Source organism: Paraburkholderia azotifigens (assembly GCF_007995085.1).
Classification (GTDB): Bacteria; Pseudomonadota; Gammaproteobacteria; order Burkholderiales; family Burkholderiaceae; genus Paraburkholderia; species Paraburkholderia azotifigens.
The window spans coordinates 88,590-111,143 of record NZ_VOQS01000003.1 but is presented as its reverse complement, the minus strand read 5'-3'; the positions used below and the strand labels follow the sequence as shown (position 1 = coordinate 111,143).

The window sequence follows — 22,554 nt, the reverse complement described above, 5'->3', positions numbered from 1 at the left end:
CCGACGGGATTCGCATCAATCCGCGTCCGGAAAGCGCGGCAAACACCACGAGGAGACGTGCATGCGTTTGATTTGGCAGGGGATGTGTGGAGCAACGATGGTACTCGCCACGGGCTGTGCGACGGCGCAGTCGAGTGTGACGCTCTACGGGGTAGTCGACGTGTTCGTGCAGTATCTTGACAACGGCGGAAAACATTCGTTTTCCGAACGAAGTGGCGGCAATACAGGATCGATGTTCGGTTTGAGAGGGCGCGAGGATCTGGGCAACGGCCTGAAGGCGATCTTCGATGTCGAGAACGGCTTCAACGTCAACAACGGTTCGTTCTTCGTGGACAGCTCGGCGCTGTTTTACCGCCAGGCGTGGGTGGGGCTGTCGCACGATCGATATGGATCGCTCACGTTCGGCAGGCAGTATCAGCCCACTTTCTGGGCGCTTTATCCGTCGGATCCGTTCCGTGCCGACGAAGTGCTCTCGCCGCTGGCGGCGATGGCTCTGGCACAGGGAACCGATCGCAACACGATTGCGAGCCAGTATCAGCCAGGCCGGGTGAGCAACTCGATGGTCTACACGTCGCCGAGCGTCGGCGGATTCAAGTTCTACGGCATGTACGGCTTCGCTGCGAGCTCCACGCAGCCGGTGGTGGCCACCACCGGCAACTTCCTCGACGTCGCCGCGACCTATACCGGATACGGCTTCTACGCAGGGATCGGGTATTCGAACCAGCATTCCGGAACGGAAGTCGTGCCGGGATTGCCCGTACCGCTCGGCCTGCTCGGAGCGGAACACTTCACGGCCGCCCTCGCGTATCGCATCGGCATCGTGAATCTGCAGGCGAACTATTCGTACAACCGGTCCAAGGATCCCGCCGCGCATTCGCTGGCAGCGATACTGGGCGCGGCTCACTCATACAGCATCGCGGAAGCAGGCGCGACGATTCAGGTGAGCGCGGCGGATACGATCGAGATCGCCGGCGTCGAGCGAAACGTGCGCGGTGTGCACGACAACGCGGTCGGCGTCGAGCTGGGCGCGGATCACAGTCTGTCCAAGCGCACGGCGCTCTATGCGCGTGTGGGTTACCTGAAGAACAACGGCAGCTCAAGCACGAGCTGGCCGGGGATCGCGGCGGTGCCGCCCGGTTCGAAGCAGGTGCTGGCCGTACTCGGCATGACGCACCGTTTCTGAGCGGTTCCTCTCGACGCCCGCGCGCCGCATTTGCCGCGCGGGCAGGGAGGGGCACACGGGACCCGGGACCCGTCCCGACAGATGAAATGAACATGAGGATAACGATGAAATCGACCGTATCGAACCTGATCGCAGTAGGGGTGCTGGCTTTGTCCGGCATCTTGGAGGCGCGGGCTCAACCCGCCGATTCCGGCTCTGCGCCGCAGGCCGTGGCGGCATCCGGCGCGACTGCGAAGGACGCCGATCGCGTGCTCAGAAAGCAGGTGGTGCGTGCCTTGAGCCGGACGAAGGGTCTGCAAAGCCGCGCCATCACGGTTCGCGTGAAGGGCGGCGTGGTCGCGCTGCAGGGGACGGTGCCCGAGGAGGCGCAGGTGGATCTTGCCACACGCGCGGCGCAGGGGGTGCCAGGCGTCACCGCGGTGACGAACTCGCTCACGCTCTCGACGTTCTGACGCGCGCCAAAGGAGCGGGCTGCAACCACACCGGGCTCACGCTGCTTCCTGTTGTGTGTCCCGTGACAGCGCCTTGATCGAGGGTCTTCGCGCCTTGAGCGGGGCCGTCGAACCAGCCACCCGAATCGCAGCAGCGCCCCCCCCGTTTTCTGCGTTGAAGGCCTTGTGGCGAACCTTTAGTCTGTGCCGACACCAATGGAGGAGCACAACATGGATCTCGGAATCGCCGGGAAAGTCGCACTCGTGACGGGAAGCGGTCGCGGCATTGGCGCGCAAGTCGCACGCTCGCTGGCGCGCGAAGGCGCGCGTGTGGTCATCTCGGACATCGATCTTGCCGCCGCGGAACAGGTTGCGGCCGAACTCGACGCGGGCGGCGCGAAAGCGATCGCCGTGCGCTGCGATGTCTGCGACCGCGACGCCGTAACGCGCATGGTCGCGCAGGCCACGGAAGCCTTCGGCAGCGTCGACATCCTCGTCAACAACGCCGGCTTCAACAAGGACCGGTACCTGACGAAGATGGACGAGACGGAGTGGGACGCCGTGGTCGACACGATCCTCAAAGGCGCATTTCACTGCAGCCGCGCGGTGCTGCCCGGCATGATGGAACGCAAGTGGGGGCGCATCGTGAACATCTCGTCGCGCTCGGTGTTCGGCAACCCGGGGCAGACCAACTACAGCACGGCCAAGCTCGGCCTCGTGGGTTTCACGCGCGCGCTTTCGCTGGAGCAGGCCAGGTTCGGCATCACCGTGAACGCGATCGCGCCGGGCTTCGTGGAAACGGAACTCATGCGCGCCAACCCCACCTACGTAACGCTGCGCGACAACGCTATCGAACGCAATCCTGTCGGCTTTCTCGGAACGCCCGACGACATCGCCTCGGCCGTCGCGTTCATGGCGTCCGAGCGCGCGCGCTATATAACGGGCGTCACGCTCTACGTGACGGGCGGGCGTTTTTCTTCGTAATGCGAATGGTGCAGGAAAGCAACTGAAGAGGTCAAATGATGGATTTTGAATTCGACGCGGATCAGATCGCCTTGCGCGACAGCATCCGCCGCTACATGCGCAAGGAAGTGATGCCCCGCATCGACGAATGCGAGAAGGCACGCAACATTCCGCTCGACCTGCTGGCGGGCATGAGCCAGTTCGGCTATATCGGCGGCCTGCTGCCCGAGGCGTCGGGCGGCCTGGGTCTCGACTTCGTCACGTGGGCGATGATGCTGGAGGAATGCGGCTACTTCTGGGGATCGCTGCGCACCATCGTCAACATCACCAACGTGTTCCTGCGTCTCGTAGGCCACTACGGCACCGAGCAGCAGAAGGCGCACTTCCTGGCGGCGGCGCTCGCGTCGGAAAAGGCCGTCTGCGTGGCGTTCAGCGAGCCCAACCACGGTTCGAATCCAGCCGGCGTCGAAACGCGCGCCGATGACAAGGGCGACCACTACCTTCTCAACGGCACGAAGCTCTGGATAACTAATGGCGTGGCCGCGGACTATTTGATCGTGCTGGCGCGTACTTACAGCCCGACCTCGGACGGCGCGCCATCGCTATTCCTGATCGACAGGTCCGACACGCCCATCGAAGCCCGCCTCGTCGATAAGATGGTGCTCAAGGCGTCGGGTACCTCGGAACTGTTCCTCGATAACGTGCGCATACCAAAGGAAAACCTGCTTGGCGAGGAAGGCGCCGCGCTCAGGTTGATGGCTATCGGCCTGAACTACGGTCGCATGAACATCGCGATGGGCGCCGTCGGGGCCGCGCAGGCGGCGCTGGATATGTCGGTCGAATATGCGAAGACGCGAAAGCAGTTTGGCAAGCCTATTGGCCAGTTTCAGCTCGTCCAGAAGCATATCGTCGACATGATGGTGCGCGTGGAGGCAGCGCGCGCGCTCGGCTACAAGGCGGCTGTTTCACTTCAAAAGGGGCTGCCTTCGCGCATCGAATGCTCGATCGCGAAGCTGTACGCCGCTGAGGCCGCGCACGAAGTGGCCAAGATCGCCATCGCCGTGCACGGCGGGCTCGGCTATTCCACGGAGTATCCGCTCGAGCGCATCTTCCGTGACACGAGCGGCGGCGTCATTCCGGAAGGCACGGCGGAAGTGCAAACGCTCATTGTGGGTCGCGAAGTGCTCGGCATGTCGGCCATCGTCTAAGGGGAGGGCTATGACGACCGCACTGGAACTCTTGCCCGAGGCCGTTTCGGCTCTGCGCTACTTCTGGGAAGACATGACACCCGGTCTGCGGTTCGATACGGCGAGCCGCACCGTAACTGAAGCCGACGTCGTCAGCTTCGCCGCGCTCTCCGCCGACTACAACCGTGTGCACGTGGACGCCGAATACGCCGCCGGCACCGCCTGGGGCAAGCGCATCGCGCACGGCATGCTGGTCGCCTCGATCGTATCGGGGCTCAATACCCGCACGGTGGTCAACCAGCTGCTCGAGCCCTCGCTCATTGGCATGCTGGAAGTGAACTACCGGTTTCCGAAGCCCACGTTGATCGGCGACACCATCAAGGCACGCATCGAAGTCGTGGACCGTCGTGAAACCTCGAACCCGACGCGCGGCATCGTGGGATTCCGGCGCGTCGCGCTGAACCAGAAGGACGAGGCCGTCTGCGAATGCCTCGTGAAGATGATGGTGAGCCGGCGCCCCGGCGCGTAGCAAACAGTACATCGAACACGGAAAGCATCATGATCAAGACTGAAATTGGCTACACCACCATCGATACGATCACCGTACGCGGCAAGGATCTGTCGAAGGAAATCCTCGGCAAGATGGACTTCGTCGACACGATGATGTTGACCATCCTGAACCGCGTGCCTGATGAGCGCGAAAAGCGGATGGTCAACCTCATTCTCGTGACCGCCTGCGACCACGGCCTCACGCCGAGCGCCATGAGCGCGCGCCTGACCTATCTGGGCGCGCCGGAGGCCATGCAGGCGGCTGTTGCGGCTGGCCTGCTGGGAGCGGGCAGCGTGTTTCTCGGCACCACGCAGAACTCGGCGGAGATGCTGATCGAGGCGGCGAAGGAATTGGGCGACGACGCGAGCGAATCGGCGTTGCTCGCCTGCGCGCGTGCGGCCGTTCAGCGCGCAAAGGAAAAGAAGCAGCCGATTTACGGCGTGGGCCACCCGATTCATGTGAACGGCGACCCGCGCGTGGCGACGCTCGCCCGGGTTTCGCGCGAGAACGGCTATTACGGCAAACACTGGCGCCTGATGGTCGCAATCGAGCACGTGTTCCGCGAGGAACTCGGCAAGGCGCTGCCCATCAACGCGGTGGGCGCGATCGGCGCGATCATCGGCGACATGGGTCTCGACCCGCTGCTCGCGCGCGGCTTCATGCTGGTAGGCCGTGCGGCCGGCCTCGTCGGCCACCTCTATGAGGAGCGGCAGGAGCCCGTCGGCCAGGCACTGTGGGATCTCGTGCTGACCCAGGATCCGCGCAACGAAATCCCGGTTCGTACGCCGAAGCAAAAGTGAGGACGTCAGGGTTCTCCGGCTGGCGGGACCCCGCCGCGGGCGGGCCATGAGCAAACAAGGACAGGAAATGGATCTGAGTTATTCCGGGCAAGACCTCGCTTTCCGCAACGAGGTGAGGGGCTTCGTACGCGAGAACCTGCCTGAGTCGCTGCGCGACAAGGTGCTGGGTCACCGCCATCTCGGCCGGGACGATTACGTGCAGTGGCAGCGAATCCTGCATGCACGCGGCTGGGGCGCGCCAGGCTGGCCCGTCGCGTTCGGCGGCACGGGCTGGACCACGCTGCAGCGTCATCTCTTCGAGGTGGAGTGCGCGGTGGCGGGCGCGCCGCGGCAGATGCCCTTCGGCCTTTCCATGATTGGCCCGGTGCTGATGAAGTTCGGCAACGAGGCGCAGCATCGGCGCTTTTTGCGGCGCATCGTGGCGTCGGAGGACTGGTGGTGCCAAGGTTACTCGGAGCCCTGTGCCGGCTCCGACCTGGCATCGCTCAAGACGCGGGCGGTGCGCGCGGGCGATCACTATGTCGTGAACGGCCAGAAGACGTGGACCTCGTACGCACAGCACGCGAACTGGATGTTCTGCCTCGTGCGTACGGATGCGCAGGTGAAGCCGCAGGCGGGCATCTCGCTTCTGCTCATCGACATGAGCCTGCCAGGTGTGACGGTGCGGCCGATCGAGACAATCGAAGGCGCGTGCGACGTCAACGAAGTGTGGCTCGACGACGTGAAAGTGCCGCTCGAGAATCTCGTGGGTGAGGAAAACGCCGGCTGGACGTATGCGAAGTATCTGCTGGGCCACGAGCGCACCGGCATCGCTGGGGTTGGCATCTGTCAGCGCGAAATGCGGTTGCTCAAGACATGGGCCGGCTGTGTTCAGGCGGGCGGCAAGCCGCTGATCGACGACTTTCGCGTGCGCGAGAAGATCGCGCGCCTCGACATGGAGATCATGGCGCTCGAAATGCTGCTGCTGCGCGTGGCGACGCAAGCGCGCAGTCGTGGCGCGGGAGTCGAAGCGTCGATCCTCAAGATCCGCGGCTCCGAGCTGCAGCAGGAAATCGCAGCACTCCAGATCGACGTGATGGGCCCGGACGCGTGGCCGTATGCCGCGTCCTGGCTCGAAGGCGGCTTCGACGGCTGGACGCCGGCGGCTGTGCATGCAGCCGCCGCGACCTGCAACTATCTGGAGCAGCGCAAGCCCACCATTTTTGGCGGAACGAACGAAGTGCAACGAGAGATCATCGCGAAGGCGATCCTCGAACAGTGAGGCATGAAGATGGACTTCTCCTGGACCGAAGAGCAGCGCCAGCTGGCCGACACGCTGCGCCGCTTTGCCGAGAACGAATACACGGTCGAGCATCGCCGCAAGGTGACGCGTGATCATCAGGGCCTGTGCCGCAACGCATGGCGTGCATACGCCGAATTTGGCGTGCTGGCGCTGGGCGTGCCGGAGGCGTACAGCGGCTTCGCGGGGCGCGCGACGGATACGTTCGTCGTCCAGTACGAAGCTGGGCGCGCGCTGTTGCTGGAGCCGCTCATCGCGAGCAGTGTGATGAGCGTGAGCATGCTCGCGGAGCACGGCGGCGAGCGCCTGAAAGAGGCCTGGCTGCCCGCTCTCGCCGACGGCAGCAGGATCGTTACGCCGGCGTGGCAGGAGCGCAATGCGCGCTACGACTTCCACGCGCCGCGCACCACGGCTCGCGCGGCGGGCGAGGGCTTTCGCCTCGATGGCTGCAAGCTGCACGTCTGGCATGGCGGCGCAGCGGATGCATTCATCGTGTCGGCCTGGAATGCCGCCGTCGACGCGGTCACGCTGTTCGTGGTGCCGGCGAGCGCGCAGGGCGTGATCGTGCGAGCTTATCCGACCGTCGACGGCCAGCAGGCCGCCGAAGTCACGTTCGAATCCGTGTTCGTGGAGTCCGCTCAGGTGCTGGGCGATCCGCGCCGGGGCGCCACCATCCTCGAGGCGGGAATCGAGCGCGGCATCGCAGCGTTGTGCGCAGCCTCGGTGGGCGCGATGGAGCGGTTGATCGAGATGACGGCGGAATACCTGCGCACGCGCCATCAGTTCGGCCAGCCGCTCGCCGCATTCCAGGCGCTGCGCCACCGGCTTGCCGACATGCTCGTGCAGAAGGAGTTGGCGCTGTCGATGACACACTTCGCGACGGCGGCGCTGGAGTCGGATTCCGCCGAGGAACGCCGGCGCGCGGTCAGCGCCGCGAAGGCGATGGTGACGAAGGCGGGCCGCTTCGTCGGCCAGCATGCAATCCAGTTGCATGGCGGTATCGGTGTGACAGCGGAACTGGTGGTGGGCGACTACTTCAAGTTCCTCATGGGCGCCGCGCAACTTTTCGGCGATGCGGACCATCACGTCGACGTGTTCGCGCGCACGGCGGCGCAAGAAGGCGCATAACGGCGCACGGCGATCCACCCTTGCCCCGGGCGCACGCTTTGCAGCGCCCGGACGGGCGAGCGCACGCGCGTGTCATTTCGCACGATCCCCGTCCGTGGGGCGATGGCGCCAATACGGGCGGATGAGGACCATGAGGCCCATGGTCGGCTAAACAGGAACTGTTATGAGCGAATCGATTGCCTATCGGAGCCGCGCGGCCTGGGGCACGACAGCGATGCTGACGTGCTTCATGCTGCTCAATTTTCTCGACAAGATCGCGTTGGGGATGGTCGCGGTGCCCCTGATGGCGGAGTTTCATCTTTCACCGTCGGCGTTCGGGCTGATTGCAGGCAGCTTTTACTGGCTCTTCTCGATCTCGACGGTGCTCGTGGGGTTCGTCGCCAACCGGATGCCAGGGCGCGTACTCCTGCTGGCGATGAGCGTGAGTTGGGCCGTCCTGCAGTTGCCGATCGCACTGGCAGGCGGCGCTACCGCGATTCTGGTCTGCAGGGTGCTGCTGGGCGCCGCCGAGGGGCCGGCCTTTCCCGTTGCGGTTCACTCGCTCTACAAGTGGTTTCCCGACTCGAAGCGCAGCCTGCCCGTTGCCGTCATCGCCCAGGGCGCGGGCGCGGGCCTGTTGCTGGCGGGACTCGTCATTCCGTTCGTGACCCAGCATTGGGGATGGCGCGTGAACTTCGTGATACTCGGCGCGGCGGGCGCGCTGTGGAGTGTGCTGTGGCTGTGCTGCGGCCGGGAAGGGCCGATCGGCGAGGCGAATCCGACCGGTCTTGCCGGTGCACAGCACGCCGGACATGTTGCCCCTGCCGGTACGGTAGCGCCTGCCCGCATGTCTTATCGGCGCATGCTGCTCGCCCCTTCGGTGCTCGCGGTCTTTCTCATCACCTTTAGCGGTTTCTGGACGCTCGGGCTGACCATTACCTGGCTGCCGGCTTACCTCCAGAATGCGCTGGGCTTTAGCCCCGGTTCGGCGGGCCGCTGGTTCGCATTCGTGATCGTTGTCGGCATGCCTGCCACGATCGGCCTGAGCGTGCTCTCGCAGCGTCTGGTTCGGCACGGCGCGAGCGGCGGTCACGGGCGTGTGCAACTCGTGAGCGTATGCCTGCTCGCCGCCGGTGCGTTGTTCGCTGCGCTCGCATTCGTGCCGCTCACGCCCGTGCAGAAGGTGCTGATATTCGCGGTGGCCGCTGCGCTGCCGCCCATTGCGATTGCGCTTGCGCCCGCCATTCTGACTGAAATGGTCCCGGAGCGGCAGCGCGCGAGCATGATCGCGATACTGACCGCGGCGGGTAATCTTGCCGGCGCCATCGCGCCGGCTGTGGTGGGGCGTTTCGTCCAGACGCGCGGAATTCATGACGTGACCGGCTACGAAATGGGTTTCGCCATGGGTGCGGTGCTGCTGGCGCTCGCCGCGCTGGTGGCGTTGCGCTGGCTGGATCCCGAACGCACGCGCGCGGCGCTGCTCCGGGCGACGGTGACCGTGGGCTGAACGGCGCGCCCCAGAGAGAGGAACACTTTCAGGAGGATGCAGGATGGGCGTATTGAGCGGTATTCGCGTGCTGGAATTCGAAGCGATCGGGCCCGGTCCGTTCGGAGCGATGTTGCTGGCCGATATGGGCGCCGACGTGCTGCGCATCGAGCGGCCCGACGCGCCGGACGACCTGGGGCCGAAGGTCACCGGCAGTCACGTGAGCGTGACGGCTCGCGGCCGTCGCTCCATCACACTCGACCTGAAGCGCCCGGAAGCCGTCGAGGCTGTGCTGGAACTGATGGCGCACGCCGACATCGTGATCGAAGGCTATCGCCCCGGCACGATGGAGCGTCTGGGGCTCGGCCCGGACACGGCGCTCGTTCGCAATCCGAAGCTCGTCTACGGCCGCATGACGGGCTGGGGCCAGACGGGCCCGCTCGCGGCGCGCGCGGGCCATGACCTGAACTACATCGCGCTCTCCGGCGTGCTGTCGGGCATCGGCCGCGGCGGTGAGGCCCCGGTGCCGCCGCTGAACCTCGTGGGCGACTACGGCGGCGGCGGCATGCTGCTCGCGCTCGGCGTCGTCGCGGCGATGCTCAACGTCCAGCGTGGCGGCGCGGGCCAGGTGGTGGACGCGGCGATGATCGAAGGTGCGGCGCAACTGGCGGCTACCGTGTGGGGGCTCATTGCGTCGGGTAATTGGCGCGAAGAACGCGCGAGCAACCTGCTCGACGGCGGCACGCCCTGGTACGACAGCTATCGCACGCTCGACGGACGATATATGTCGGTCGGCGCGGTGGAAGGGCGTTTCTACGCAGAACTGATCGAAAAGCTTGGCCTCGCAGGCGAGGATCTACCGAAACAGCACGACCGGGCGGGCTGGCCGATGTTGCGCGAGCGCTTCGAGGCGGCGTTCCTTACGCGCACGCGCGACGAATGGTGCGCTGTGTTCGAAGGCAGTGACGCGTGTGTGGCGCCTGTGCTGGGCTTTTCCGAGGCGCCGTCGCACCCGCATCATGTGGCGCGCGGCAGCTTCGTGGAAGTGGCGGGCGCGGTCCAGCCGGCGCCCGCGCCGCGCTTCTCGGCGACGCCGTCCGCGATCCGCGGACCGGCTCCGAAACGCGGCGAAGGCGGCCATGCTGCACTCGTCGACTGGGGGTTCGATGCCGAAGCGATTGCGCGGCTGCAGACATGCGGAGTAGGTTGCATGGCGTGAGGGGGCGAGTGAATCGAAGTCCCAGCGAACTGGGGCTTGCCGGAAAAATGAAAGCCAATATTCCGTAGAGTTCCTGAGTGGTGGCCGTCACTCGCGGCCACCTTCCGGCTCAAGGTGAAACGCAGCGGGTTGAATCAGGCGACAAGCGCCGTGGCTCGCTCCCGATCACTGCAGGAACAGATGAAGCGCCGCGTATTGAAGCAGCATGATGGTCTTGCCATCCATGATCTCGCCGCGCGCGATCATCGCCAGAGCGTCGTTGATGGGCAGCTCCAGTACTTCGATATCTTCGCCTTCATCGGCGACGCCGCCGCCACGGCTCACGCGTGTCGCCGCGTCATATTCGGCGACGAAGAAATACAGCTTCTCCGTCACCGAGCCCGGACTCATGAACGCCTCGAAAACCTTGCGCACCGACTCCACGCGATAGCCCGTTTCCTCTTCTACTTCCGCGCGAATGCGTGCCTCCGGCGATGCCGCTTCGAGCAGGCCGGCGGGCGCTTCGATCAACATCCCTTCGTGCCCGTTGACGAACGCGGGCAAGCGGAACTGCCGCGTCAGCACGACGGTTCGCCGGCGCGGGTCGTAGAGCAGCAGCGTCGCGCCATTGCCGCGATCGTACGTTTCGCGGCTTTGCCGCTGCCAGCTGCCATCGGCGCGCCGGTAATCGAAGGTGGTCTTCTTCAGCACGTACCAGTCGTCGGACAGCACCTGCACATCGACGATACGCACCCGGTCAGCCGTTTCGCTCATGAGCGTTCCCTGTTTCGAATTCACAGACCGATCGCGCGAATGACGATCGGGAATGACGCAGCCGATTGGCCGCATCGTCGGATCATGGTATCGTGCAGATTCGTGCAAAATCAAGAAAACTCATGCAAACTCGCGTAAACCTCATCATCAGACGAATAGCATGCTGACTTCCCAACGCAAAAAGCTGATTCTGGAGGCCCTCCAGCGCGACGGGCAGGTGCTCGCCAGGTCCATGAGCGAGACATTCGGTGTGTCGGAAGACACGGTGCGCCGCGATCTGCGCGAGCTTGCCGCGGAAGGCAAACTGCAGCGCGTGCATGGCGGCGCACTGGCCGCGTCGCCGGCCGTGGCGAATCTCGCGGGGCGCCGGCAGATCGGCTCGGAGGCGAAGGCGGCGATCGGCCGGGCAGCCGCGCAGATGATCGCGCCGGGCCAGATCGCGTTCGTCGATGGCGGGACGACGGCTATCCAGCTGGCGCGTCATCTTCCGCTCGATCTGCGCGCGACGATCGTCACGCATAGTCCGAGCGTCGCCGTCGAACTCGCGGAGCACGAGGCGCTGGAAGTCGTGGTGATCGGCGGGCGGCTGTTCCGTCATTCGATGGTGACGGTCGGCGCGGCCGCCATCGAAGCGCTCGCGCACATTCGCGCCGATCTCTACTTCATGGGCGTGACGGGCGTCCACCCGGAGGCGGGGCTGAGCACGGGCGATCTCGAAGAGGCCTACGTCAAGCGCGCGCTCATGGCGCGGGCCGCCGAGACGGTCGTGCTGGCATCGTCGGAAAAACTGAATGCGGCGTCGGCGTACATGATCGCGGGCATCGACGCGGCGAGCGCGATCATCGTCGAGAAAGGCACGCCCGGGCCGACGACTGCGCCGTTCGAGGCGCTCGGCGTGACGATCGTGCGCGCCTGAACGGAGCGCGCCTGCGGCTCATCGTTTCTCCAGAAAGCGCTTCAGTTCGGCGAGGTCGCGTTCGACCCATTGTGCGTCGGCGGCAAACTGCGCGTCGCTCATGCCGGCCGTCCGGAACAGCGTGAGCAGCACTTCGGCGCCGCTGCCGTTCGGGATCACGCGCATGGGTATCGCGATCTCTTCGCCCTGTTCGGTAATCACGCGATGATCGAGTACGCCATAGGGATTGCGCGGCGTGAAGTGCACGGTGACGGGACGGCCGTCCGCACTTTCGAAGATCCACTCGACGCCCTGGCCGCGCAACGGTTTGCCCAGCCCCGACGCCCACTGCGCGAACGACAGCGGATGTTCCATGAACGCGTAGACCTCGCGCCAGTCGCGCGCGATCGCCACGCCTATCGTTTTCGATTCCGCTACGAGGGTCATCGTTGTCTCCATGCAAGTGCTCATCGGCACGCTGCTCAAGTTTCGCGCGCGCGGTGCCGATATGGAATAGGGCGGTATCTGCGACGCGCGGCGAAAGGGCCGCTGGCCTGCGCGCGACGGGACGAACAACACCGCCAATAAACATTTGTATCGAAGTGTTTGCGCGCCGGGTTTTCCGGTTCCGGCACTTTACAATGCGGCTTGGATTTAAAAGGCTAATCCGACCCTTTTGGCGGAAGATCGCATCACGTTTGACGCGGCTCTGTCTGAAGGAAAACTCCGGCGTGCGGCCGGACGGTTGAGGCCGCAACGAGGCGGCATGCTGCGCGCCGTCAGCGGGTGTCCTGCGTGTGCTGCGACATCGGCTGATCGGGCGAGGCGCGCATCCGCTCCTTGAACGAATACATGCGGGAGAGCATATGTCGAAGAATGGTTTCGACAGAACCTGGGCCAGTTTCGCGAGCTTTACGCTCGCCCTGATGTTGGGTGCCTGCGCGCACGTCGGCGAGCAGGAAGCAAAGAACAACGACGCGGCGTCGACCGCGCAAACGGCAACGGATCCGGCGTCCGCCGCGACCGCGCCGCAGATGGTCGCGCAGCCGGTGCCGCCCGTGATCTACAAGGTGCGCCGCGGCGATTCGCTGGTTCGCATCGCACGCAGCCATAACGTGACGGTCAAGCAGATCGTCGCGTGGAATCATCTGAAGCCGTCCGCGCGGCTGCATCTCGGGCAGCCGCTGAAGGTATCGTCACCGGATGCAGTGAAGATGGTCGCCGTGCCGGCTGCTCCCTCCGCGGGCCAGGCTCCGGGCGCGGCGTCGAATGGTGTCGCGGCGGCCGCGAGCGGCGCGTCGAACGCGACGGCGAGCGGTGGGACGGCCACGGCTACGAATGCCCCGAATGCCGCGCCCGCCACGACGGCCTCCGCTGCACCCGCGACAGGCGCGCCCGCGCCGAGCGCCGCCGAAGCGCGCGAAGTGAAGGCCGAAGTGGCGCGTCATGCGAAAGGCGTGGCGCTGATCTGGCCGGCGCAGGGCAATGTCGTCGGAGGGTTCCAGCCTGGCGAGACGCGCGGCATCGAAATCGGCGGCAAGGCGGGCGATCCGATCCGCGCCGCCGCCGACGGCAAGGTCATGTACGCCGGCACGGGGCTGAACGAGTACGGCAGCCTGATCATCGTCCAGCACAACAAGGACTTTCTGACGGCTTACGCGCACAACCGCAGGCTGCTCGTGAAGACGGGCGACATCGTGCGCAAGGGGCAACAGATCGCCGAGATGGGTAACGAAAACAACTCGCGCGTGTCGGTGCTGTTCGAGCTGCGCCACGATGGCAAGCCGATCGATCCGATGCCGTATCTGCCGCATCAGCGCAGCTAACGGACGCGCTGCTTCGACGTCGCGCGAAACAGAAAGGCTCCGGCGAAATACTTTCGCCGGAGCCTTTCTGTTTGTTCACGCCTGCAAAAACCGGTCAGCGGTGCCGGGCCGCACGGCGCTCAGCCAATCCAGCGCAACACGGCGGCGACGATGGCTTCTGGCGCGTCTTCCTGCACCAGATGTCCTGCGTTCGGCACCGGCTGAAAACGCGCATCGGGGATGACGCTCGCCAACTGCCAGCCGCGTTCGATGGGAATCCACTGATCGTCCTCGCCCCACAGGATCTGCGTGCGGCAGCGTATCTGCGCATAACGCGCTTCGACTTCATCCGTATAGCGCTGGTCCATCTGCGCGATCTGCCGGTAGAACGCAGGCTGGCCGACTTCGCCGAGCCACGGCGTCACGTAGGGCGCGAGTTCGTCGTCCGCGATCGTCCTCGCGATCGAACCGCGGATGTACGCGTCGACGACGGCCTCATGAATATAGGCAGGCAGGCCCTCGAAGGCCGCCGCATGCTCGTGCACGTGCCGCACGAACGGCGATCCCCACGGGGCGACGGCGACGGGGTCGATCAGCGTGAGGCTCGCATAGTCGCAACCGTCGATCAGATGCGCGCGCAACGCCGTCGCGCCGCCGAAGTCATGCGCCACGACATCGGGCACATTCGCAGGCGTATCCAGTTTCCAGTGATCGAACAGCGCGGCGAGCAGGCCGTTCTGCACGCCGAGCGAAACGTCCTGGCCTTCGCGCCGTTCCGACTGGCCATAGCCGAGAAGGTCATAAACGTGCACCTTGCGATCCCGCGCAAGATGCGGCGCGATGCGATGCCAGACCCACGACGAAAACGGCGTACCGTGAATCAGCACGACAGGCGGCCCATCGCCGAAGGTCCCGTAACGAACGGCCTGATCGCGATACGTGAACTGCTGGTCGAGCATCCAGTGCGTCATGCGTGTTCAACTCCGTCAGTCATTCATTCATTCATGCAGGACTCGCGATGCAGATTTGCACCTCGAATAGCGATTCAAATGCGAAACAAACGAGTCGATTAATCGCCTGATTCGAGCGACTTCAAAATCGGCGCGACTTGTCCGTGCGCATGCAATATCTCGGGACTGTGCTGCAAGATTTGCCGGTAATGCGGCAGGAAATTATTGCCTGGCAAATCCTCGGAAAAAAGACCGGCAACCGATTCAACGGCCGCAACGCGATCGGCACTCGTCGCCTCTTCATCGTCGAGAATCTCGTCGACATTCGCGATTATGGTCGACAACGGATTCAGCCAGCGAAACCCCGTGCCGTTAATCAATACCTGCAGGAAGGCTGCAGGCGTGACGGGGCCGAACTCCTTCTCATACAGTGCGCGCTCATGATCGAGTATTGCCTTATGCAGCACGAGCAGCGGCTTGCGAATGGCGCCGAGAAACTGCATAGCGCTTTCGTCGTTGATCTTCATCGTTTGACTCCCGAAGCAGTTCGAATAGAAGCATGCAGAAAACAACATTTACGTAAGGCAATGGAAGAAAGCGCGGACGGGGTGAAACATTCGACTGACCGCCCAGAGCCCTTGCAAAAGAGCAAGCGCAAAATATTCGCTCGTCGTCCGCTTTCCACATCGGCACAATGCCGGTTGCCTTTTTATCGGCATCTGAACGATGCTATGCTGGCGCGCCCATTGTGACGGTTCGCTCAACAAATCAGTCTGTCGACTTAACGGCGTTCGATACTGGTTTACCAGTGCCATGCCGGTCAATCATCCGCATACGTAATCAACCTCTCGTACATGCAAGACGAACACACGGCAACCCTGCTCGACTATTACACGCGACATCAGACTTCCGTGCAATGGCGCGGCTTCCTCAGCGCGCTCGCCGAAGAGTTCGAGACACAGCTTGATACGTCGCAACTGCGCATGCTGATGGCGCGCATCGGTGCGCGCTTTGCCGCAAAGTATCCCGCCTCTGAATGCGCGACGCTCGACGACCTCGCTTCCTTTCTGAACGCCATCTGGTCGGAACTCGACTGGGGCTTCGTGCGTCTTGTCGAACGGGACGATTATCTTTCCCTCGAGCATGCCTGTGCGCCGCTTGCCGCATTCGGCGAGCGGGCGGCGCCGTGGGCTTCGGCTTTTCTCGAAGGCGCGTATCAGCACTGGCTGCATGAACTGGGCGCGGGCTCGCTGGCGTTGCAGGAATATCGATCCGCGAATGCACATGCCTGCGAGTTCAGACTGTTGAAGGCAGCCTGACTGACGCTGACTAAATTTGGCGTCGGCGGCGACGTTAACCATATGGTGAAACAGCGGGCTCTGAAGGCACCCGCTGTCGTAGTGCAGGGATGCGCAGGACAAGCAGAGGAAACATCATGAGCGTTTCAGACGACGTCGGTAATCTCTTCCGGCGCTTCGGTGGCGACGCCGGGCAATATCAGGAAGTAGCGCGCGATGACGAGGCGAAGCACGCCGCATTGCGCTGGCCCTTGCTGAACGCGCTCGATATCGCGCATGCCGGACCCGTGCCGGATGCGGGGCGTCCGTCGGCGCCTTCGGCATCGCCGGCAGCGTTGACACATCGCGTGGAGGCAGCCGCTTCATCGGCGGCGGCATTTGACGAGCCGCCCGCACAGACAGCAGCGTCCGCGAGTCGGGAGTCAGCCGCACCCGTGCGTTTGCCGTTGTTCGCCCGCGCCCATCGCCATGCGACGATGCCGCCGCCCGTCGCTCCCCTGCAAACGGGCGCGAACCGCTTTGCCCCGCCGCCGGCCGTCGCGCCTTCCACGGATCGCAGCAGTGCGGCCGCGAACGCGCCGGGCATGTCGGCTGCGACGGCCGCTGCCGCGACTGCGGCAGCACCGTCCGTTGCGCCGACGTCAGCCGCGCCGCCTGTTTCCCGTGTTTTGGCATCTCAGCCGCAACGTGAAGCCCGTGGCATTCCGGCCGCCCCTTTTTTAGGTAAACGTCAAACGTTTGCTCCGCCCCCATTTGGCAATCCGGTTTCGGAAGGTGCGCGCGCGGCGTCTTCGGCGCCCGCGCAGCAGGAGGGCGGCTCGATCCTGTCGGGTCTGTTCGGAGGCAAACTCGCGGCACCTTCCGGGTCATCGGCAGCCGTGCCCTCAAAAGATCTGTCCTCGTTGTTCGCGCGCCTCTCGGGCGCTCCGGCGGCGCCTGGCCGTTCACTGCGCGACACGTTCCGGACGCGCTTCAAGGTGGATGGTGAAGCATGAGAGTTGTCTCAGTTGTCTCCGCCAAGGGCGGCGTCGGTAAGACGACGCTCGCCGCGAATCTCGCGTCGGTGCTCGGCGCGAACGGACGCCGCGTGATCGCCGTCGACTTCGATCCGCAGAACGCGCTGCGTTTGCACTTCGGCGTTCCCATCGACAATTACCACGGCGTCGCGCGCGCGACGCTGTCGGGCGCATCGTGGCGCACGGTGATGTTCGACGGCATCGACGGCATCACGGCCTTGCCGCACGGCGCGCTGAACGAAGACGACCGGCGCGTGTTCGAAGCGCGGCTCGACAGCGATCCGTATCTGATCCGCGAATCGCTCGAAACGCTGGCGCTCGACGCCGACGACATCGTGCTGATCGACACGCCGCCGGGCGCGACCGTCTACACGCGCGCCGCGTTGCTGGCCGCGGACTTCGCACTGAACGTCGTGATCGCGGACGCCGCGTCGTATGCGGCGATTCCGCAAATGGAGCGGCTGATCCAGACGTATGCGTTGCCGCGCCAGGATTTCATCGGCTATGGCTACGTGATCAATCAGGTCGACCAGAGCCGCAGTCTCACGAAAGACGTCGTCAAGGTGCTGCGCGATGCGCTCGCCGGTCATCTGTTTCCGGGCGTCATCCATCTCGACCAGGGCGTGAGCGAATCGCTTGCGTACGACACGACCGTGATTCACTACGACCCTCATAGCCAGGCGGCCGCCGATCTGCGCGCGTGCGGCGATTGGCTGGGCGCACGCCTGAACGGCCAGGCGCGGCTGCCGAGGAACGTCGCATGAGCACCGCGCCGGAAGACATTCTCGAAGCCGTCGACGCCGAGCCTCCAGGCCGCTCGCGCTTCGACCGGCTCGCTTCGCATCTGATCGACGGGCGCATTATGGGCAGCAAGCCCGTCACGATCCTGCTGGTACTGTTCGCGCTGGCGGCGCTGTTCTTCGTGTTCACGGTGCCGCTCGAGTTCGGCGAGCAGCTCACGTTCGCCGTCTGCTGCTTCGTCTGTGCGCTGCTGTTCCGGCGCGCCAAAGGCCATTACGCGACGCTCGTGATGATCATGCTGTCGGTGATCGCGACGGGCCGCTATATGTACTGGCGTCTGACGGAGACCACTTACTGGGAACGCCCGCTCGATGCCGCGTGGGGCCTGCTGCTGGTGTCGGCGGAAGTGTACGCGGCGCTGGTGCTGATGCTCGGCTACTTCCAGACGGCCTGGCCGCTGCGGCGCAAGCCGTTGCCGCTGCCCGCCGACCGCAGCGAATGGCCGACCGTCGACATCTTCATTCCGACCTACAACGAGCCGCTCTCGGTCGTGAAGCCGACCGTGTATGCCGCGATCGCGCTCGACTATCCGAAGGACAAGCTGTCCATTCACGTGCTCGACGACGGACGCCGTCCCGAGTTCAAGGCGTTCTGCGAGGAAGTGGGCGTCGCGTGGACGATCCGCTCGCACAACCGTCACGCGAAGGCGGGCAACATCAACGAAGCGCTGAAGATCACCGACGGCGAATATTTCGCGATCTTCGACTGCGATCACATCCCGACGCGCTCGTTCCTGCAAGTGGGCCTCGGCTGGTTCCTGCGCGACAGGAAGCTGTCGATGCTGCAGACGCCGCACCATTTCTTCTCCGCCGATCCGTTCGAAAAGAATCTCGGCACCTTCCGCAAGGTGCCGAACGAGGGCGAGCTGTTCTATGGTCTCGTGCAGGACGGCAACGACTTGTGGAACGCGACGTTCTTCTGCGGCTCATGTGCGCTCTTGCGCCGGACGATGGTCGAAGAGATCGGCGGCATCGCCGTCGAAACCGTGACGGAAGACGCGCACACCGCGCTCAAGCTGCATCGCAAAGGCTACACGACCGCGTATCTGGCGATACCGCAAGCCGCGGGTCTCGCGACGGAAAGTCTCGGCGGCCACATCGGCCAGCGCATTCGATGGGCGCGCGGCATGACGCAGATCTTCCGCATCGACAATCCGCTCACGGGGCGCGGGCTGTCGTTCGGCCAGCGGCTCTGCTATCTGAACGCGATGATGCACTTCTTCTACGGCATCCCGCGTCTCGTGTTCCTGACGGCGCCGCTGTCGTTCCTGTTCTTCAACGCGCACATCATCCAGGCGGCGGCGGGCACGATCGCGATCTTCGCGCTGCCGCATATGTTCCACGCGAACATCACGAACTCGCGGATGCAGCAGAAGTTTCGCCATTCGTTCTGGTCCGAGGTGTACGAGTCGGTGCTCGCGTCGTACATCACGGCGCCGACGCTGCTCGCGCTGATCAACCCGAAGCTCGGCAAGTTCAACGTGACGGCGAAGGGCGGGCGGATCGAAGAGCAGTACTTCGACTGGGCCATTTCGCGTCCGTATCTGATTTTGCTGGCGCTGAACCTGATCGGCTTCGTCGTCGGGTGCGTGCATATCGCGCTGCATTACACCTCGCACAGCGAAGTGCAGACGACGGTGCTGAACCTCGCGTGGACGGGCTACAACATGCTGATCCTCGGCGCGAGCGTCGCGGCTGCGCGCGAGCAGCGCCAGGTGCGCGCGACGCATCGCGTCGCGATGCGCATTCCGGCATCGCTGCGCTTTTCGACGGGGCGCACGCTGACCTGCGAAACGGTCGACTACGCGGAGGGCGGCCTCGCGCTGCAACTGCCTGCCGCGATCCAGGTGCCGCTTCATGAGAAGGTGGTCGTGTCGCTGTTTCGCGGCCACGACGAGTTCGTGTTTCCCGCTGATGTCACGTACGCGGTGCCGGGCCGCGTCGGCCTGAAGTTCGCGGCAATGACGCGCGAGCAGGAACTCGACTTCGTGCAGAGCACGTTCGCGCGCGCCGATGCCTGGACGGGCTGGGCGGAAGGGCGCGAAGTCGACACGCCGCTCAAGAGTCTCTCGCATGTGATGCGCGTCGGTGTGGGCGGCATCGGCGGACTATTCGAACATCTGTATGCCGACCTGCGCACGCTGCGCAGCCGGCGCGAGGCCGCAGCAAACGACACGAAGAACGGAAAATAAACGATGGGGATCTTGCGAAACGACGCCGCTGTGATAGCGGCGGTGAGGGCTGGTTTGCGTTCGGGTGTGGGCCTGGGTGTGCGCTCGGGTGTGCGCTTTGGAGTGCGCTTTGGGGTGCGCTTTGGGGTGCATACACTGGCGCGCGCCGCACGCCGGCTGCCGTTGCGCGCGAGCGTGGCCGCGCTGCTGTTCGCGGCTACGCTGCCCGTCGTGCACGCTGCGTCCGATGCCGCGCCGGCCGCATCGCCCGGCGCGATTCCCGCGACGAAGGCGCAGCTTGCCGCAGCGCCCGGCACGACGCGGGCGAACCAGCCGCTCGTCGCCCAATCCACGCCGCCCGCCTCCGCCGATAACGGCTTGCCGCCGCTGCCGTCCGCGAAGCCCGTCGATCCGCGCGCCGCGCAGCAGCCGTCGTTCGCCGAGCCGGCGCCGCAGACGTTCGCCGTGGTGCGCAGCGGCCGCGACACGATGCCGACCACGGCCGACAACGGCACGGCCGTCTCCGGCGGACGCCGTCAAACCTTCACGTTCGCGCAACTCGGTGCGCTCGATCCGCTGCAACTGCATGGCGTCGACGGACAGAACGGCGTGCCGTTTTCGGTGCGCGCCGACGAAGTCGTGACGGGCGCGAACCTGCATCTGATCTACAGCTACTCGCCGTCGCTGCTGTCGAACCTGTCGCATCTAAAAGTGCTGGTGAACGGCGAAGTGGCCGCGACGCTGCCGCTGCCGCGTGAGCAGGCGGGCACGCTGCTCGCGCGCGACATTCCGCTCGATCCGCGCCTCGTCACCGAGTTCAATCACCTGAACGTCCAGCTGATCGGCCATTACACGCAAGGCTGTGAAGATCCCGCGAGCAGCGCGTTGTGGGCGACCGTCAGCAACGCGAGCACGCTGGATCTGACGTTCGCGTCGCTGGCGACGAAGCCGGATCTCGGCGCGCTGCCGCTGCCGTTCTTCGACCGGCGCGACATCCGCCGACTCGAGTTGCCGTTCGTGTTTGCCGCGAAGCCGTCGTCGCAATCGCTCGAAGCGGCGGGTGCCGTCGCGTCGTGGTTCGGCTCGCTCGCCGGCTATCGCGGCGCGCTGTTCCCCGCGCAGCTCGACAACGCGCCGCTGTCGGGCAATGCCGTCGTGTTCGCGACCAACGACGAGCGTCCCGCAGGCGTCGCGCTGCCGACCATCAACGGCCCGATGCTCGCGATCGTCGATCGCGAAGCACCCGCGCGCGGCAAGCTGTTGCTCGTGATGGGCCGCGACGCGCGTGAGCTGAAGACTGCGGCGAATGCGCTGTCGCTCGGCGAGGCGGCGCTCTCGGGCACCGTGCAGACGATCACGCACGTCGACGCGCCGCGCGCGCGTCAGCCGTACGACGCGCCGGGCTGGCTGCCGACTGACCGCGCCGTGCGTTTCGGCGAACTGACCGTGCCGAAAGACCTGTCCGTGCGCGGCTACAACCCGGATGTGGTGCGCGTCGATCTGCGCATCGCGCCCGACCTCTTCACGTGGCGCACGAAGGGCGTGCCCGTCGACCTGCGCTACCGCTATACGGTGCGTCCCGCGCCCGATCGTTCCACGCTGAACATCAGCGTCAACAACAACTTCGTGCAGGCGCTGCGCATTCCGGCGGAGTCGTCGTCGATGCTCGATCTCGGCCGCTATCTGAACGGGATGCTGCCGGATCACACGGCTCCCGCATCGAAAGAGATCTACATTCCGCCGCATCTGCTCGCGTCGCAGGCGCAGCTGCGTTTCCACTTCTATTACGACATGCCGAAGACGGGCGAATGCCAGGGGCAGGTGCTCGACAACGTGCGCGGCGAGATCGATCCCGATTCGACGATCGATCTGTCGTCGTTCCCGCATTACATGGCGCTGCCCGATCTGGCCGCGTTCGCGAACAGCGGCTGGCCGTTCACGAAGCTCGCCGATCTGTCGCAGACAGCCGTGATCCTGCCCGTCAACGCGAACCCGAGCGACTACAGCCTGTATCTGACGGTGATGGGCCGCATGGGCGCGTCGACGGCGTATCCCGTGACGGGCGTCACGGTCGCGACGGCCGCCGATGTGCAGCGTCTCACCGGCAAGGATCTGCTCGTGATCGGTGCGCCCGGCCAGCAGCCGCTGCTGGCGACGTGGGAAAAAGACATGCCGTTCGCCGCCGAGGACGACGCGCGGCGCATGCAGTTCTCGAAGGTGTCGTTCCGCATCGCCAACTGGTGGCATGGCAATCGCGGCGGCGTGCGCACGGCGGGACGCGCGGACCTGTCGCTGGTGAATGCATCGGGCGATGCGATCATCACCGGCTTCCAGTCGCCGGTCGAAAAAGGGCGCAGCGTGGTCGCGCTGATTTCGGCGCCCGGCCAGTCGGAAACGGATCTGACCAACGCGATGCTCGATCCCGATCTGGTGCAGGGGATCCAGGGTGGCTTGACGGTCGTGCGCGGGCGGACGCTCGAAGTGGTGTCGAACGGCGACGTGTATTACGTCGGCCATCTGTCGCCCATCGAATACATGCGCTGGGCGCTGTCGGTGCATCCGCTGCTGCTGATGTTCGGCGGGCTGCTGGCCGCGCTGATCATCGCGGCCGTGTTCTACCGGCTGTTGCGCGCCGTCGCCGCGTTCCGGCTGAAGAATTGA

The 22,554-nt window shown here is 64.9% G+C and carries 21 protein-coding genes; 17 read left to right on the top strand and 4 right to left on the bottom strand.

Annotation, left to right across the window (positions count from 1 at the left end):
* Positions 1–61: 61 nt before the first annotated feature.
* From FRZ40_RS17685 to FRZ40_RS17640, 10 genes are all read left to right on the top strand, one after another.
* A complete protein-coding gene (locus tag FRZ40_RS17685) occupies positions 62–1,183 on the top strand; it encodes a porin (RefSeq protein ID WP_147234998.1) in 1,122 nt (373 codons plus the stop codon).
* 104 nt (positions 1,184–1,287) lie between these two features.
* Entirely contained in the window at positions 1,288–1,635 is a 348-nt protein-coding gene (locus FRZ40_RS17680; protein WP_147234997.1) for a BON domain-containing protein, read from the top strand.
* Between the two features lie 210 nt (positions 1,636–1,845).
* A complete protein-coding gene (locus FRZ40_RS17675; RefSeq protein ID WP_028364910.1) occupies positions 1,846–2,598 on the top strand; it encodes an SDR family NAD(P)-dependent oxidoreductase in 753 nt (250 codons plus the stop codon).
* Between the two features lie 38 nt (positions 2,599–2,636).
* Positions 2,637–3,785, top strand: coding sequence for an acyl-CoA dehydrogenase family protein (locus FRZ40_RS17670; RefSeq protein ID WP_147236724.1), 1,149 nt, complete (start codon positions 2,637–2,639; stop codon positions 3,783–3,785).
* Positions 3,786–3,795: 10 nt separating this feature from the next.
* Positions 3,796–4,293, top strand: coding sequence for a MaoC/PaaZ C-terminal domain-containing protein (locus tag FRZ40_RS17665; protein WP_147234996.1), 498 nt, complete (start codon positions 3,796–3,798; stop codon positions 4,291–4,293).
* A 29-nt stretch (positions 4,294–4,322) separates the two neighbouring features.
* On the top strand, positions 4,323–5,114 hold the full coding sequence (locus tag FRZ40_RS17660) for a citryl-CoA lyase (protein WP_147234995.1): 792 nt from the start codon (positions 4,323–4,325) through the stop codon (positions 5,112–5,114).
* A gap of 67 nt (positions 5,115–5,181) precedes the next feature.
* Positions 5,182–6,375, top strand: a complete 1,194-nt coding sequence (locus tag FRZ40_RS17655; protein WP_147236723.1) for an acyl-CoA dehydrogenase family protein — start codon at positions 5,182–5,184, stop codon at positions 6,373–6,375.
* A 3-nt stretch (positions 6,376–6,378) separates the two neighbouring features.
* Positions 6,379–7,521 carry an acyl-CoA dehydrogenase family protein gene (locus FRZ40_RS17650; protein ID WP_338048151.1) on the top strand — a complete coding sequence of 381 codons (1,143 nt, stop codon included), beginning with the start codon at positions 6,379–6,381 and terminating at the stop codon, positions 7,519–7,521.
* Positions 7,522–7,684: 163 nt separating this feature from the next.
* On the top strand, positions 7,685–9,007 hold the full coding sequence (locus FRZ40_RS17645) for an MFS transporter (protein ID WP_147234994.1): 1,323 nt from the start codon (positions 7,685–7,687) through the stop codon (positions 9,005–9,007).
* Positions 9,008–9,050: 43 nt separating this feature from the next.
* Positions 9,051–10,205 (top strand): CaiB/BaiF CoA transferase family protein, encoded by a 1,155-nt coding sequence (locus tag FRZ40_RS17640; protein ID WP_147234993.1) that lies wholly within the window; start codon positions 9,051–9,053, stop codon positions 10,203–10,205.
* Between the two features lie 165 nt (positions 10,206–10,370).
* Here the strand turns inward: FRZ40_RS17640 and FRZ40_RS17635 are convergent, their stop codons facing one another.
* Entirely contained in the window at positions 10,371–10,958 is a 588-nt protein-coding gene (locus FRZ40_RS17635; RefSeq protein WP_147234992.1) for an NUDIX domain-containing protein, read from the bottom strand.
* A gap of 160 nt (positions 10,959–11,118) precedes the next feature.
* Between FRZ40_RS17635 and FRZ40_RS17630 the strand changes: the two genes are divergently transcribed.
* Positions 11,119–11,874: a DeoR/GlpR family DNA-binding transcription regulator gene (locus FRZ40_RS17630; RefSeq protein ID WP_147234991.1), complete on the top strand. Its 756-nt coding sequence runs from the start codon at positions 11,119–11,121 to the stop codon at positions 11,872–11,874.
* 18 nt (positions 11,875–11,892) lie between these two features.
* On the opposite strand, the gene FRZ40_RS17625 is transcribed toward FRZ40_RS17630, so the two are convergent.
* The gene (locus tag FRZ40_RS17625) at positions 11,893–12,300 is read right to left on the bottom strand and encodes an SRPBCC family protein (protein ID WP_147234990.1); all 408 of its coding nucleotides are present in this window, start codon (positions 12,298–12,300) and stop codon (positions 11,893–11,895) included.
* Positions 12,301–12,719: 419 nt separating this feature from the next.
* On the opposite strand from FRZ40_RS17625, the gene FRZ40_RS17620 reads away from it, so the two are divergent.
* Positions 12,720–13,679 carry a peptidoglycan DD-metalloendopeptidase family protein gene (locus tag FRZ40_RS17620; protein WP_147234989.1) on the top strand — a complete coding sequence of 320 codons (960 nt, stop codon included), beginning with the start codon at positions 12,720–12,722 and terminating at the stop codon, positions 13,677–13,679.
* Positions 13,680–13,798: 119 nt separating this feature from the next.
* Here FRZ40_RS17620 and FRZ40_RS17615 read toward each other — a convergent pair whose 3' ends face one another.
* Both FRZ40_RS17615 and FRZ40_RS17610 read right to left on the bottom strand, forming a co-directional pair.
* Complete coding sequence (locus FRZ40_RS17615; protein ID WP_147234988.1) at positions 13,799–14,629, bottom strand: alpha/beta fold hydrolase; 831 nt, start codon at positions 14,627–14,629, stop codon at positions 13,799–13,801.
* A gap of 98 nt (positions 14,630–14,727) precedes the next feature.
* Positions 14,728–15,135, bottom strand: coding sequence for a hypothetical protein (locus tag FRZ40_RS17610; RefSeq protein WP_147234987.1), 408 nt, complete (start codon positions 15,133–15,135; stop codon positions 14,728–14,730).
* Positions 15,136–15,462: 327 nt separating this feature from the next.
* Here FRZ40_RS17610 and bcsD point away from each other — a divergent pair, with 327 nt between their 5' ends.
* From bcsD to bcsB, 5 genes are all read left to right on the top strand, one after another.
* Positions 15,463–15,927, top strand: coding sequence for a cellulose biosynthesis protein BcsD (bcsD, locus tag FRZ40_RS17605; RefSeq protein WP_147234986.1), 465 nt, complete (start codon positions 15,463–15,465; stop codon positions 15,925–15,927).
* A gap of 116 nt (positions 15,928–16,043) precedes the next feature.
* Positions 16,044–16,901: a cellulose biosynthesis protein BcsP gene (gene bcsP, locus FRZ40_RS17600; RefSeq protein ID WP_147234985.1), complete on the top strand. Its 858-nt coding sequence runs from the start codon at positions 16,044–16,046 to the stop codon at positions 16,899–16,901.
* Complete coding sequence (gene bcsQ / locus FRZ40_RS17595; protein WP_147234984.1) at positions 16,898–17,686, top strand: cellulose biosynthesis protein BcsQ; 789 nt, start codon at positions 16,898–16,900, stop codon at positions 17,684–17,686. Before bcsP ends, bcsQ begins: the two co-directional genes overlap by 4 nt.
* Complete coding sequence (gene bcsA / locus FRZ40_RS17590) at positions 17,683–19,914, top strand: UDP-forming cellulose synthase catalytic subunit (RefSeq protein ID WP_147234983.1); 2,232 nt, start codon at positions 17,683–17,685, stop codon at positions 19,912–19,914. Before bcsQ ends, bcsA begins: the two co-directional genes overlap by 4 nt.
* Before the next feature lie 3 nt (positions 19,915–19,917).
* On the top strand, positions 19,918–22,554 hold the full coding sequence (bcsB, locus tag FRZ40_RS17585) for a cellulose biosynthesis cyclic di-GMP-binding regulatory protein BcsB (protein WP_147234982.1): 2,637 nt from the start codon (positions 19,918–19,920) through the stop codon (positions 22,552–22,554).

Coding starts and splice junctions, on each gene's coding strand:
- FRZ40_RS17615 (WP_147234988.1), bottom strand. CDS start 14,629: ATGACGCACTGGATGCTCGACCAGCAGTTCACGTATCGCGATCAGGCC.
- FRZ40_RS17625 (WP_147234990.1), bottom strand. CDS start 12,300: ATGACCCTCGTAGCGGAATCGAAAACGATAGGCGTGGCGATCGCGCGC.
- FRZ40_RS17640 (WP_147234993.1), top strand. CDS start 9,051: ATGGGCGTATTGAGCGGTATTCGCGTGCTGGAATTCGAAGCGATCGGG.
- FRZ40_RS17660 (WP_147234995.1), top strand. CDS start 4,323: ATGATCAAGACTGAAATTGGCTACACCACCATCGATACGATCACCGTA.
- FRZ40_RS17620 (WP_147234989.1), top strand. CDS start 12,720: ATGTCGAAGAATGGTTTCGACAGAACCTGGGCCAGTTTCGCGAGCTTT.
- FRZ40_RS17645 (WP_147234994.1), top strand. CDS start 7,685: ATGAGCGAATCGATTGCCTATCGGAGCCGCGCGGCCTGGGGCACGACA.
- FRZ40_RS17630 (WP_147234991.1), top strand. CDS start 11,119: ATGCTGACTTCCCAACGCAAAAAGCTGATTCTGGAGGCCCTCCAGCGC.
- FRZ40_RS17650 (WP_338048151.1), top strand. CDS start 6,379: ATGAAGATGGACTTCTCCTGGACCGAAGAGCAGCGCCAGCTGGCCGAC.
- bcsD (WP_147234986.1), top strand. CDS start 15,463: ATGCAAGACGAACACACGGCAACCCTGCTCGACTATTACACGCGACAT.
- FRZ40_RS17670 (WP_147236724.1), top strand. CDS start 2,637: ATGGATTTTGAATTCGACGCGGATCAGATCGCCTTGCGCGACAGCATC.
- bcsP (WP_147234985.1), top strand. CDS start 16,044: ATGAGCGTTTCAGACGACGTCGGTAATCTCTTCCGGCGCTTCGGTGGC.
- FRZ40_RS17685 (WP_147234998.1), top strand. CDS start 62: ATGCGTTTGATTTGGCAGGGGATGTGTGGAGCAACGATGGTACTCGCC.
- FRZ40_RS17680 (WP_147234997.1), top strand. CDS start 1,288: ATGAAATCGACCGTATCGAACCTGATCGCAGTAGGGGTGCTGGCTTTG.
- bcsQ (WP_147234984.1), top strand. CDS start 16,898: ATGAGAGTTGTCTCAGTTGTCTCCGCCAAGGGCGGCGTCGGTAAGACG.
- FRZ40_RS17655 (WP_147236723.1), top strand. CDS start 5,182: ATGGATCTGAGTTATTCCGGGCAAGACCTCGCTTTCCGCAACGAGGTG.
- FRZ40_RS17635 (WP_147234992.1), bottom strand. CDS start 10,958: ATGAGCGAAACGGCTGACCGGGTGCGTATCGTCGATGTGCAGGTGCTG.
- bcsB (WP_147234982.1), top strand. CDS start 19,918: ATGGGGATCTTGCGAAACGACGCCGCTGTGATAGCGGCGGTGAGGGCT.
- FRZ40_RS17610 (WP_147234987.1), bottom strand. CDS start 15,135: ATGAAGATCAACGACGAAAGCGCTATGCAGTTTCTCGGCGCCATTCGC.
- FRZ40_RS17675 (WP_028364910.1), top strand. CDS start 1,846: ATGGATCTCGGAATCGCCGGGAAAGTCGCACTCGTGACGGGAAGCGGT.
- FRZ40_RS17665 (WP_147234996.1), top strand. CDS start 3,796: ATGACGACCGCACTGGAACTCTTGCCCGAGGCCGTTTCGGCTCTGCGC.
- bcsA (WP_147234983.1), top strand. CDS start 17,683: ATGAGCACCGCGCCGGAAGACATTCTCGAAGCCGTCGACGCCGAGCCT.